This window comes from Brevundimonas sp. UBA6550 (assembly GCF_002434505.1).
Classification (GTDB): domain Bacteria; phylum Pseudomonadota; class Alphaproteobacteria; order Caulobacterales; family Caulobacteraceae; genus Brevundimonas.
Genome location: NZ_DJKE01000012.1, coordinates 603,289 through 616,345 on the forward strand (window position 1 = coordinate 603,289; position 13,057 = coordinate 616,345).

Here is a 13,057-nt window from a genome sequence, read left to right on the forward strand (position 1 = left end):
AAAAAGGCTGGCCGATGGCGTCAGCGTGGGCGCTCCGCCGTGGATTGGCGGGCGATCAGGTCGTGAGCGACGATGACCCGGGCGTTCGGGTCGCCCGCCAGAAGGCGACGCAGCGGGGGGATCAGCCGTTGGGCGGCGGCGGCGGCCATCTCCGCCACCGGCTGGCGGATGGTGGTCAGATCGGGGGTGCTGAACCCCGCGCCCGGCGAATCGTCGAAGCCTGCGACGGACAGGTCGGCCGGAACCGACAGGCCCAGACGCGCCGCGCCATGCAGCACCCCCAGGGCGGTGTCGTCGTTGCTGGCGAAGACGGCTGTGATCTCGGGCGCGGCCTCGTGCAGCCGCTCCATGGCCACGGTTCCCGACCTGAAGGTGAAGTCGCCCTCCACCACCCAGTTCGCCTGAACCTCCAGCCCGGCCTCGGCCATGGCGTCGCGATAGCCGGCCAGACGACGGCGACTGGCGCCATAGGCGATGGGCCCGGTGACGAAACCGATCCTGTCGTGACCCAGGGCGATCAGATGGGCGGTCATCTCGCGCGCCGCGCGCCGCTCGTCCATCTCGACGCAATAGCCCCGGTCGAAGGCGGCCTCCGGCCCGATCCGGGCGTAGGGGGTGCCGGCGGCGTCCAGCACATCCATGACCATGGCGTTGTCGGAATTGGGCGGGGTCAGGATGACGCCCTCGGGCCGGATCGAGTTCAGCAGGGCCATCAGATCCCGCTCCAGGTCCGCCGAGTTGTGATCGACCAGTTCGACCATCAGGTGATAATCGACCTGACGCGCCTCCATCAGGGCGCCGAACTCCAGACGGCCCAGATAGTCGCTGCCCCGGCCGCTCTTCCAGTGTTCGATGGTCAGGTCGGCGTCGACCAGCACGGCGATCAGGGACGAGGAGGCCCCCGCCAGGCTGCGCGCCGACAGACTGCGCCGATAGCCGAGAGACGTGGCGGCCTCCTCGACCTTGGCGCGCAGCGAGGGGCTGACATTGGGCTCGTTGTTCAGAACGCGCGACACAGACTTGATGGAGACGCCGGCCCTGGCCGCCACGTCATAGATCGTCACCGTCGCCAAATTCCGCCCCCGAACACCATCCGCTGCAATCGTTCTTAGCATCTGAGACGGGAATAGCGATGTCGCGCGAGCGCATATTCTTCGCCGATTGTCCTGCGCTGTCATGGGCCGGTTTCATCTGATACGAAGCCGCATGGACACGATCGAAGATCAGGGCTCGATTAAACGGGTCGTCATTCTCGGCGGCGGCACGGCGGGATGGATGACCGCCGCCGCCCTGTCGCATCGGCTGGCGGGGCGCGGCGTCGAGATCGAACTGATCGAATCCGACGCCATCGGCATCGTCGGCGTGGGCGAGGCCACCCTGCCCCACATCCGCGCCTTCAACACCGCCATGGGCATCGACGAACAGGCCCTGATCGACCGCACCCAGGCGACGTTCAAACTGGGCATCCAGTTCGTCGACTGGGGCCGGCCGGGCGACGCCTACATCCACCCCTTCGGCGCCTATGGCGAGCCGTTCGAGGGGATCGACTTCCACCAGGTCTGGGCCGCGCGCCGGGCGGGCGGCGACGTAACGCCGCTGGACGACTACAGCTATCCGGTGCGGGCGGCGGAGGCCTGCCGGTTCCAGCGGCCGACGTCGGACGCCGGTTCGCCCCTGTCCACCTTCTCCTACGCCTTCCAGTTCGACGCCAGCCTCTACGCCGCCTTCCTGCGGGAGGTGTCGTGCGGGCGCGGCGTGGTCCGCACCGAGGGCAAGGTGGTCGAGCACCATCTGGACGCCGAGACCGGCCATGTCGCGGCCCTGACGCTGGAAGGCGGACGGCGCATCGAAGGCGACCTGTTCGTCGACTGTTCGGGCTTTCGCGGGCGGCTGATCGCCCAGGCGCTGGACACGGGTTTCGAGGACTGGAGCCATTGGCTGCCCTGCGACAGCGCCTTCGCCGTGCCGTGCCAGACGGCGGCGCCGGTCGGCCCCTATACGCGCGCGACGGCCCGTCAGGCCGGCTGGCAATGGCGGATCCCGCTTCAGCACAGGACCGGCAACGGACTGGTCTTCCCCTCGGCCCATCTTTCGGATGAGGCGGCGCAACGGACCCTGATGTCCAATCTGGAGGGGCCGGCGCTGGCGGAGCCGCGTCGGCTGTCGTTCCGCACCGGGCGGCGGCGCAGACTGTGGGACCGCAACGTCGTCGCCATCGGCCTGTCGGGCGGGTTCCTGGAGCCGCTGGAATCGACCAGCATCTATCTGATCCAACTGGGCGTCACGACCCTGCTCGACCTGTTCCCCGATCAGGCGGGGATGGCGGACGACGCGCGCGAATACAATGAGATCATGGCGCTGGAATTCGACCGCATCCGCGACTTCCTGGTCCTGCACTATGTCGCGAACCAGCGCGACGAGCCGTTCTGGCGCGAAATGCGAGAGATGGCCTGGCCGGACAGTTTGTCGGCCAAGGTCGAGGCCTTCGTCTCGCGCGGCCTGCTGCCCGACTGTGACGTTGGGGTGTTTCATCCGCCCAGCTGGCTGGCCGTGCTGATCGGCCAGAACATCGTGCCGCAGGGCTGGGACCCGCGCGTGGATCGCCTGGATGCTGGCAGGCTTTCCGCAAAGCTTGGCGGACTGCGCGACGCGGTTCGGGACGCGGTGGACGGGACGCCGGATCATATGAGCTTCATTCGGGCCAAGGGTCGGCCCATGCGGGGGGCGGTCTGATGGCGACGAAGACCTGGCGGGTTCAGGGCGACGGGCCGGCGGCCTGGGCGGCGGCGGCCCTGCTGGCCCGCGCCCTGCCGGACGGCCATGCGGTGACGGTCGAGGCGGGACCAGAACCGGAGGCCCGGGATCTGCAGCCCGTTCTGGTCGAGCCGGACGGGCTGCTCCTGCAGTTGGCGGACGGCGGCGACGACCTGATGGTCCAGGCCCAAGGCGGCTTCTGCCTGGGCGTGGTGCTGCGCGCTTGGTGCGGGGGGCGCGATGTGGCGGTGGTCGAGCAGGAGCCCTTGCCCGCCATCGACGGCGTCGCCGTTCAGGACGTGGTGCTGCGCGCCGCGCAACGGTCGCCGGGCGGGCATGGCTATGCCGCCCTGCTGGAGCCGCTTCGGTTTCAGGCGCGGGTCATGTCGGCGGGCAAATACGCCCACCCCAGCCCCGACCGGCAGTCGCCGCGTTCGCTGCTGAGACCCCGGCTGCTGCTGGACCGCGCGGTCCTGACGGCGCGTTTGAAAGCGGCGGCCCTGCGCGACGGCGCCCGGTCTGTTGCGGCAGGCGAGCCGGAGGGATCGACGCCCTTCATGACCCTCGACACGCGCGCCGCCGTCTTCCGGGGCGACGACGACTGGCGCGACCGGCTGGGCCATGATCGCCGTCTGGCCGTCCGCTATCGCGGCGACGACCAACCGCCCCATGTCGCCGTGCGGGCGTTGGCCGAAGGTCTGCTGACCCTGACGCCGCTGCGCGGCGCCGGCGTGGCCAGCCTCTGCTACGCCGAACGACAGACATCGCCGGATCAGGCGAGGCGAGCTTTGATGGCCGTCCTTGGCGATGTCGAGATCGTCAGCCAATCCGATGCCGCCGCCGGCCCCGGCTTCCTTCGGACGCCCTGGGCGGGCGACCGACTGGCGCTGGGGCCGGCGGCCGCCCGCTTCGGCCCTGCCCTGGGGCTGGACGACATCGTTCTCGGTCAGCAGTTGAAGACGCTGGCCGCCTGTCTGCCCGGCGCGCCGGACCAGACCCCGGCCTGCGCCGCAGCCTATACGACGGCGACCGTCAGAGATCTCGGCCATCGCGCCGACCGGCTGCACCTGATCCTGCGGCACGGTCCGCGAGGTGCGGCGATGGCGCCGTTCGGGCCGGATCTGGAACGGCGGGTTCGTCAGTTCGTGTCGCGCAACGGCGCGGTCCTGCTGGACGGCGATCCCTATGACGCCCAGCACTGGGCCATGCTGATGGCGGGCCTGGGCCTGACGCCCCGCCGCCATGACGTCCAGGCCGACCGGCTGGACCTGTCGGCCGCCCTCGGCGCGCTGGGACGCATGGTCATGGCCTTCGACCAGACGCTGGCGGCCCTGCCGACGCACGATACCGTCATGGCCGAGCTGCACGCCGCCGGCTGATCCATAAAAAAGGGGCGTCGATCGGTGATCGACGCCCCAGGCCTTCGGCTCAGAGAAGGTCTTAGAAGGTGTAGCGCAGGCTCAGCGTCACGCGGCGGTCGCTGCGGAAGTAGGAGCGCGGGGCCAACGGGCCGGCCTGATTGACGCCGTTGAGCGGGTAGGACGTCTGCTGCTCCGTGACGGTGACTTCGTCCAGCAGATTGGCGCCGTACAGACCGATCTTCCAGTTGTCGTTCAGGGTGTAGAAGATCGACCCGTCCAGCTGCCCCGTCGAGGCGTTGAAGATCGGCGAGAACGGATTGATGTCGTCGCGCGGCGTCAGGAGGAAGCCGTTGCGCCAGTTGTAGGCCAGACGCGCCGACAGACGATCCCGCTCGTAGAAGACCGAGAAGTTGTAGGTGTGGCGCGACAACTGCTGCAGCGGCAGCTCCAGCCCCACGTAGCGAGGCTCGGTCACGGCGTTGGGGAAGGTCGAAGGCTCGACGAAGGTATAGTTGGCCTCGATCCCCAGCCCGCTGAGCAGACCCGGCAGGAAGGTGTAGGTCTGCTGATAGCCGACCTCGAAGCCCTTGATCCAACCGGAGCCGATATTCACCTGCTGGTTGACCAGAACATCGGTCGTGACGCCCTGAGCGTTGCTGAACTGCTGAACATTCGAGCCGCTGGCCAGGATGTCCGTCAGATCCTTGTAGAAGGCGTTGAAGGTCAGCGAGCTGCCAGGCTTGAAGTACCACTCCACGCCCAGATCATAATTCCAGGCGCGAACCCCCGTCAGCTGCGAACCGCCGGTGAATGTGGTCAGCAAGGGCGCCGTATTGACGTCGCCGCCATTCGCGCGAATCTGGTTCATGTCGGTATAGAACAGCGTCGCCGAGAAGGCTGTTACACCGAAGTCCGGGCGTGTCATGGCGCGCGACACTGCGCCCCGGAAGACCCATTCCTTGTACTTCAGGTTCAGGTTCAGGCTAGGCAGCCAATCATCGTAGCTGTTGCTGCGCTCGACTTCCTGGTTGCTGCCGTCGCTGAAGGCGATCAGCTCGTTCAGGCGCGTATCGGACAGCAGGCAGTATCCCGGCGCCGACTGACCCGGCTGGATCAGGCTGCAGCGATAGCGAGCGATGGCCGCTGCGTTGTTCTGCGTCACTGGAATGTTCTGGCCGGGGAAGCGCGGATCGTTCTGGTTGGCGTCGCCAAAGTTCAGCCCCACGTTGGGGCTGGCCACGAAGCCGATCGTCTGGAACTCGGTTTTGGCGTAGCGCAGGCCGAGATTGCCGGTCAGGGCCGTGTCGGGCCCGAAGATGTCGTCGCGACCGAAATCGAATCTGACGTAGGCCGAGGTGGTCTGCTCGTTCGAGTTGTTGATCTCGCCCGGCAGGAAGCGCGTGCCGGCGATAGCGCCCGGGCGCTTGTCCAGCGGCACCCATGTCGCACCCGAGCTGCGGACGCCTTCCAGAGCGGTCTGCAACGTGCCGTCGCGATAGGCCGAGGCCAGGCCGACGGTCGGATAATAGGCGTTGATCGGCGACGGGTTATGGCCGCGCTGGAAGTTGGGGAAGTCGAACTGTTCGACAGCCAGCGGGCCCGTCGTCTGGAAGGGCGAAATGCCGCCGGCCCAGCTTTCCGAAATCGCGCCCCAGTTATAGGCGCTGTATCGGCGCGTCTGCTCGCGATCCGAATAGCGCGCCCCCATGCGGATGGCGCGCAGGAACGAGTTGTCGAAGTCGTATTTCAGGTCGGCCTTGAACGCCTTCTGCTCGCCCTCGGACTGTTCGACGTGATCCATGGCGGCGCGATAGTAGAAGTTGGCCGGATCGTTGGTCAGGGCCGAGGGCTGGCCCGAGGCGTCGACGAACTGGATGTCCGGCACGCCGTGACGACCTTCGCCGATCAGGGTGTAGACCGGCGTGATCGCGCCATACAGGCTCATGTCCACGTCGTCGGCCGAGGCCTTGCTATACTGGGCGTCCAGCCAGATCGACAGGCGGTCGGTCGGGTGGAACTCCGCCGCCAGCGAGAAGTCTTCCGTCAGGGTCTGCAGATCGCGCTCGCGCTTGGGCGCCACCTGCAGGTTCGGGGCGTTGTTGACCAGAAGCCCGCTGGTGAAGACGCCGTTGGAGCCATAGGTGAACGGATTGCCGGCGGTCGGCGTCGGATCGCCGCCGCTGCCCAGATCCACCTCGATCACCCGCTCGGTCCAGCCCGAGCGAGAGTCGGCGCGGATGTATTCGCCGGTCAGCTTGGCGCGGCCGTCGTTGGATTCCCATTGCAGCGAGCCGTCCAGGGTCGAGCGCGAGCGGTCGAACTGCTGGGTCCGCACGGCGCCGCCGCGCGGGACATAGCGGCGATCCTCGCCGTTCGACAGGTCGGGGCGGTAGACGAAGTCGGTCAGGTGGGTGCCGTAGGCCTCGGAATAGAGGTCGGATTCGCCGTAGCTCAGCAGGGCGCCGAACGCGCCGTGCTGGGTGTCCCAGACGTTGCTGACCAGGGCCGAATAGCCCAGGCCGGCCTTCTCGCGCAGATCGCCGTAGGAACCCTCGGCCGAGGCGGCGAAGACAAGTTTGCGGCTGTCGAAGGGCTTGCGGGTGCGCAGATCGACCACGCCGGCGATGCCGCCTTCGATGCGGTCGGCCGTGGCGTTCTTGAACACCTGAACGCTGGACAGCAGTTCGGGCGAGACGTCGTTGAAGCCAAGCGCGCGGCCGGTGTTGACGCTGAAGGCGTCGCGGCCGTTGAACTCGGAGCGGACATAGGACAGGCCGCGAATGATGACGTTGGAGCCTTCGACCGAGAAGTGGTCGGGGTCGGTCGGCCCCTGGAAGCGGTTGATGTTCACGCCCGGGATGCGTTGCAGCACCTCGTTGACGGACTTGTCCGGCAGGGCGCCGATGTCGTCGGCGGTCACGGCGTCCACGAAGGTGTCGGAATCGCGCTTGATCGCCTGCGACGAGGCGATGCGCGCGCGGATGCCGGTGACGACGATGTCGTCGACCTGGGTCGCGTCGTCCGTGGCGGGCGCCGTGGTCTGCGGGGCCGGCGCGGACTGAGCATGAGCGGCGGTCGCGCCGACGACGGCGACCGTCAAGGCCAGGGCGGATACGGAACGGCGCAGACCGCGCGCGGCAGGCGCACGTCCGGAATCGAAGAACTCTGACTTCATCTTGGTTTCCCCCGAGGTCCGACGGTGCTGCCCGTCGCAAGAATGTCGGCGGCCTTATCGACCGTCCGCAAAGCGTATGGACTACCGATTGACAGCGATGTCAACGCTTCGCGACAGTCTTGCTCGCGTTTTTCTTCTGCGTGGCGGAACAGTTGTGTGTTGTCCGCGCGCCTGTCAGGCGCGACGGTTCATCGTCGCCGCGAGGGCATCCGCGTGGGACGGCAGGGCGTCGGCGGTGCGCCAGATGCTGTCGCGGATCGCCGCCAGCCGCGCCCGGTTTTCATCGCGGCCGAGGACGTCCGAGATCGGGTGACGCCCGCGCGGCGCCAACCCCTGGCCCACCGCCACGGCCAGCCAACTGGATTCGGAGAAGATGTCGTGATCGCGCCGGACGATCCGGCCCGTCTGCTCGAACAGGGCGATCTTGTCGGCCAGTCGGTCAGGGATCGGCATGGCGCGGACCTGTTCCCAGAACGGCCCGTCGCGCTGCGTGACCTTGTAGTGCAGGATCAGGAAGTCGCGGACGGTGACGAATTCCTCTTCCATCAGGGCGTTGAACTCGCGCCGCAGGCCCTCGTCGGTCGTCTGCGACGGGAACAGGGCGATCAGCTTGGTGATGGCGCTCTGGATCAGATGGATGCTGGTCGATTCCAGCGGCTCCAGAAAGCCGCTGGACAGGCCGACCGCCACGCAGTTTCGCTTCCAGCATTCGCGGCGGCGCCCGGTGGCGAACCGCAGGCGACGCGGCTGGGCCAGCGCCGGCCCCTCCAGCCGCGCCATCAGAGCGTCCTCCGCATCCTGATGCGACAGATGGCTGGACGAATAGACATAGCCGTTGCCGACGCGGTGCTGCAGCGGGATGCGCCACTGCCATCCCGCCTCGCGCGCGGTGGAGCGGGTGTAGGGCGACAGCGGCTCGACCCGCTCGCACGGCACGGCGACCGCGCTGTCGCACGGCAGCCAGGCCGACCAGTCGTCGTAGCCGGCCTTCAAGGTCTTTTCGATCAGCAGGCCGATAAAGCCGGTGCAGTCGATGAAGAAGTCGCCCGCCGCCACGCGACCGTCCTCCAGCACCAAGCCCGAGACGTCTCCCGTCTGTGTTTGCTGGACCTCGACGACCCGCCCCTCGCACCGCACGACGCCCCGCGCCTCGGCGTAGCGACGCAGGAAGCCCGCATAGAGGGCGGCGTCGAAATGATAGGCGTAGCCCAGGCTGGACAGGGGCGACTGCGGCCCGCCCTGCGGATGGACGAACCGCCCCCGCCGCGCGGCCTGCCAGGCCATGGAATAGGTTTCCAGCGGATCGGCCTGACCCTCGGCGCAGGCCTTCAGCCAGAAGTGATGAAAGGCGACGCCCTCCATGTCGACGCCGAACGCGCCGAACGGATGGAAGTAGCGCTGGCCCTCGCGACGCCAGCCGTCGAACTCGATCCCCAGCTTGAAGGTGGCCTTGGTCTCGCGCAGGAAATCCGCCTCGTCGATGCCGAGCCGGGCGTTGAACTTCAGAATCTCGGGGATCGTCGCCTCGCCCACGCCGATGATGCCGATGGCCTCGGATTCGACCAGCGTCACCGACTTGCCGGCGCCTTCGAACACATGCGCCAGCGCCGCCGCCGCCATCCACCCGGCGGTCCCCCCGCCGACAATGACGATGCGATTGATGGCCTGCGACGACTGAGGCAACGCGATCTTCCCTGGGCGATAGGTCGGGCAGCCGGCGCCCCGTTGGCCGGCTTCGTGCGACTGACGTTGAGCCGACGTCAGAGGACCCGATCCAGCGCCCCCAAGAACCGGCCTTACAACCTGTTTCAAATCCAGGCAAGCCGCCAGGAATATTATTTCCTTTCAATAGGTTGCACGAGACCTAGATCGACAGACAGCCTGCGACCGCTACAGCGGCTTGGTCACGGCGTGACCCTCGGCTTCCGACCTGGATCTCCCCCATCCGGTCAAGCGTATGTCGCCTGAGATCCAGAGCGCAGCGCTCTGATCTCAGGCGAACGCACTGCCAGCAATCCCGCCAACGGCGCGCGATCAGTAGGAATAGGCGAGGCGGATCAGGAAGTTGCGGCCGGGCTCCATGTAGTCCTTCTGATAGGACGGGCTCTCGCCCTTGGTGGTGTAGTAGCGGTGCCCGTTCAGGATGTTCTGCACGTCGAAGTCCATCGTCAGGCCGGGTCGGAAGGTGTAGCGCGAATGGAAGTCCAGGCTCTTGTTGGGCTGGACCCATTTGTCGACCGCGTTGTCGCGCAGGTCTTCGATGTAGGCGCCCTGATACTGATAGGAGAGCCGCGCCTCGACGCCGTATTTCTGATATGTCAGCGAGGCGTTGTAGATCAGGTCCGGCGCCTGGATGAACGAGATCGAGCGACCCCGGCGGTAGTCCAGGCCGGTCTCGGCCTCGCTGACCTGACGGGTCAGGTTGGCCTCGACGCCGAAGCCGTCGAACGGCGCCGCCATCCCTTCGAACGACTTGATCAGGTTCAGCTCGACCCCGGTGATCCGGGCCGTCTCGCCGTTCTTTGGCTGGCTGATGGTGATGGAGCCTTCCTGGGTGTCGGCGTCCACCGCGCTGCCGTTGGTGAAGATGAAGTGGTCGATCTTCTTGTGGAAGACGCCGATGGAGACCAGGCTGGAACGGTCGGGATAGTATTCGGCCGACAGGTCGAGGTTCAGCGCTTCGGCCGGCTTCAGATCCGGGTTGCCCCGGCTGATGGAGACGATGTCGCCCAGGGTCTGGCCGGGGCGCGGGGCCGCACGCCCGACGCTGACGCCGCGCGAGATGTTGCTGAACTCGGGCCGCGAGAAGCTGGTCCAGATCGCGCCGCGATAGACGAAGTTTTCCGAAGGCCGATAGACCGCCGTCACGCTGGGCAGGACGTTGGTGTAGTGGCTGTCGGTGTCGCCGAAGCCGGCCTGGCCGCCGTCGTCGATCCAGTTGGTGTTGGTGACTTCCGTGTGTTCGACGCGCACCCCGGCCACCACGTCCAGGGCGTTGAACTGGAAGTCGGCCAGCCCGTAACCGGCGTAGATGGTCTCTTGCCCGCGCTTGTCGGCCGAGTTCAGATCGGCATAGGAATAGGTCACCGGATTGGCCCGCTGGGCGGCCTCGATGGCGGCCGTCACCCGGTCGCGGTTCAGGATTGCGCCATAGTAATAGCGGCCGTTCAGGACGTTGCGGACCTCACGGTCGATCAGGCCGGACTGGGCCAGGTTCCTGCCCGCCAGCGGGGTGTTGTCGAACGATCCGCCCCAGATCGGGGTCGAGTCGTAGCGGCGTTCCGAACGCAGGACCTTCACCCCCGCCTTCAGGTGTCGAACCCCGCCGTCCATGTCGTAGGCCGCGTCGAGCCGAAAGGCCGTGCGCGCGTCGGTCTGCTTGTCCTTGCTGCGGCCGCCGCCGTCATAGGGCAGCAGGGACGGATCGTTGGGAGCGTTCTGCGCGAAGGCCGGCAGTTGCGGCATGGGGAAGCGCGGATCGTAGGATGACCACAGCAGGCCGGTCTGATTGAACGGCGCCGAACAGGCGTCGCAGTTGTAGCCCACCGAATAGTTGTCCGGCCCGCCCTTCTCGCCCGCGCTGTAGCTCAGATCGTAATCCAGGGTCAGGCGGTGCAGACGGCTCTGGCCGCCCACATTGATCGTGCCCAGGGTCGAGATCTGGTCCAGGGTCTGGAAGGTGCGGGCGAACTGGAAGGTTTCGGGCTTCCACACCCCGGACCGGCCGAACAGAGACCAGTAGGACGAACTGCTCTGGCGGTCGGCGTCGGTGATCAGGCCGTCGCCGTCGAAGTCTCTGATCTGGGCGGTGGTGTAGCCGTAGATGCGGCCCTTGGCGCCGAACCCGACCACGGCGTTGTCCGGCTGGATCAGGCTGACGTCTTCGAGATCGACCTGCTGCAGGCGCTTGGTCCTGCGGCTGCGGAAGTCGGTGTAGTCGTTCGTGCCCGTCCGCTCCAGCCGGCTGTACTGGCCGCGCAGATAGAAGTCGTTGTCGACGCCGCGATAGTCGAGCGAGAAGTTGCCGCCGAAACGCTCCTGTTCGATGCGACGGTAGTCCAGGTCGATCCCTGGCAAATACAGGGAGCGTTCGTCGATCGGCTCCTGGCTGTCCTTGCGCCAGCGATAGGGCTCCCATTCGCCGTCGTTCTCTGATTCTTCGTTCAGGCCGTTGCTCTTGCCGTAGTTGAACGAGACGAAGGCGCCGAAGCGGCTGTCTGCGGCCAGACGGCTGGCGAAGTCGAGCTGGATCTGACCGGCGCCGTCCTTCTCGTCCTGCGCCCGGGCCCGGTCGTTGACGCCGTAACTGAGAAAGGCGCGCGCGACCGGCTTGGAGAAGTCGAAGGCCGTCGGCGTCTGGAAGTTGACCGACCCGCCGATGGCGTCGCCGTCCATGTCCGGCGTCAGGGTCTTGGAAACGGTGATGCTCTTCAGGCCGTTGGGCGGCAGAACCGTCATCGACATCTTGCGGCTGTCGGGATCGGTCAGGGCGACGCGGACGCCGTTGATCGAATAGGCGTTGAAGGTGCCGGCCAGACCCCGGACCGAGACATATTCGCCCTCGCCCGTCTCCTGGTTGACGACGACGTTGACGCCCGGCGCGCGCGCCAGGGCGTCGGCGACGTTGGCGTCCGGCAACTTGCCCAGGTCGTCGGAGGAGATGACGCTGGACACGACGCCCGACCGGCGTTGCGCCTCGATGGCGTTGGCGGTGCTGAGCCGCTGGCCGGTGACGACGACCTCGTCCACCTCGGCCGGAGCGGCGACTTGAGGCTGGGCGGTCTGGGCGTGGGCGGACGATGCGACAAGGCCGGCGGCCCCCGCCAGAAGCGCCGCGCGCCGACTGGCGCCGGCGACGGTTTGACGATGAACGGCCCGCGCGTGGGCGAAGACGTGATGGGACATGTCGGTTTCCATTGATCCTGATGTGAGTTCGGATCGGCCGCATGGGTCCGCGCCGGGCGGCCGGCCGCGATCAGCGACGCGCATGCGCGCCCTGGCGGCTTCGATCCCCCGGCCGACCCGGCCGAAACTGTTGAATTCTGACGGCCTCGTCGCGGACGACGGGCGATACGCTGTGGCTCCGGCTAGCCGGAGCGGTGACGACTTGAACCTCTACTCATTCAACGACCCCCTGTGTTGAAATGAAAAACCAGGCATCCGCTCTGCGCGCGATCAGGTCGCAGAGAAGCTCGCGATAGGTCGCAAAATCGGCGACCTCGACGCCCTGGGCCTTGCCCATTTCGTCGTAGGCCCGCAGCCGAAGCGCAGCCTTGGCTTGCGGCAGGGCCATGAAGGCGTCGATCTCGGCCGCGTCCATCGGTCCGCCCTGCAGGGCCAGGCTTTGCAGCGAGGCGGCGCTGAGCCGGTCCACATAGCCCGGCGCGGTCGCCGCCAGACAGCGTTTGGCCGCCACATGCAATCGGACCGGCTCGGTCACCTCGGGCCCGAAGGCGCGCGACAGATAGCCGGCGCTGATGTGTTCGTGGCGGGTGTCGATCCCACGGTCGGCGGCGTCCTCGCCCGCCTTTTGCATCATGTGGCCGACATCGTGCAGCAAGGCCGCCGCCACCAGGGCGGGCGGCGCGCCGTCGACCTTGGCGTGGTGCGCCGTCTGCAACGCATGTTCCAGCTGGCTGACGTCCTCGCCGTAATGAAGACCGCCCAGCCGCGCGAACAGGTCCGACAGTTCGGCCACGAAGGCGTCTGCATCCACGGGAGAAGTCATCGATAATCCGTCTTCAGGGGGGGGGCGAAGGCGCGCGGG

General features: G+C 67.2%; 7 protein-coding genes. 2 read left to right on the top strand and 5 right to left on the bottom strand.

All coding sequences use genetic code 11. From position 1 onward, the window contains the following. Positions 1-20 precede the first annotated feature (20 nt). A complete protein-coding gene (locus B3Z70_RS16360; RefSeq protein ID WP_292024688.1) occupies positions 21-1,064 on the bottom strand; it encodes a LacI family DNA-binding transcriptional regulator in 1,044 nt (347 codons plus the stop codon). A gap of 142 nt (positions 1,065-1,206) precedes the next feature. Between B3Z70_RS16360 and B3Z70_RS16365 the strand changes: the two genes are divergently transcribed. Together B3Z70_RS16365 and B3Z70_RS16370 are read left to right on the top strand one after the other, a co-directional pair. Beyond that, a complete protein-coding gene (locus B3Z70_RS16365) occupies positions 1,207-2,733 on the top strand; it encodes a tryptophan halogenase family protein (protein WP_292024660.1) in 1,527 nt (508 codons plus the stop codon). Next, on the top strand, positions 2,733-4,133 hold the full coding sequence (locus B3Z70_RS16370; protein ID WP_292045919.1) for a tryptophan 7-halogenase: 1,401 nt from the start codon (positions 2,733-2,735) through the stop codon (positions 4,131-4,133). The genes B3Z70_RS16365 and B3Z70_RS16370 overlap by 1 nt, the downstream gene beginning before the upstream one ends. Positions 4,134-4,194: 61 nt before the next feature. On the opposite strand, the gene B3Z70_RS16375 is transcribed toward B3Z70_RS16370, so the two are convergent. The 4 genes from B3Z70_RS16375 to B3Z70_RS16390 form a co-directional block, all read right to left on the bottom strand. Continuing rightward, positions 4,195-7,290 carry a TonB-dependent receptor gene (locus tag B3Z70_RS16375; RefSeq protein ID WP_292021184.1) on the bottom strand — a complete coding sequence of 1,032 codons (3,096 nt, stop codon included), beginning with the start codon at positions 7,288-7,290 and terminating at the stop codon, positions 4,195-4,197. A 174-nt stretch (positions 7,291-7,464) separates the two neighbouring features. Beyond that, positions 7,465-8,973 carry a tryptophan halogenase family protein gene (locus B3Z70_RS16380; RefSeq protein WP_292021186.1) on the bottom strand — a complete coding sequence of 503 codons (1,509 nt, stop codon included), beginning with the start codon at positions 8,971-8,973 and terminating at the stop codon, positions 7,465-7,467. Positions 8,974-9,324: 351 nt separating this feature from the next. Further along, a complete protein-coding gene (locus tag B3Z70_RS16385; RefSeq protein ID WP_292021188.1) occupies positions 9,325-12,195 on the bottom strand; it encodes a TonB-dependent receptor in 2,871 nt (956 codons plus the stop codon). A 214-nt stretch (positions 12,196-12,409) separates the two neighbouring features. Beyond that, complete coding sequence (locus tag B3Z70_RS16390) at positions 12,410-13,018, bottom strand: HD domain-containing protein (protein ID WP_292021190.1); 609 nt, start codon at positions 13,016-13,018, stop codon at positions 12,410-12,412. Positions 13,019-13,057: the final 39 nt, after the last annotated feature.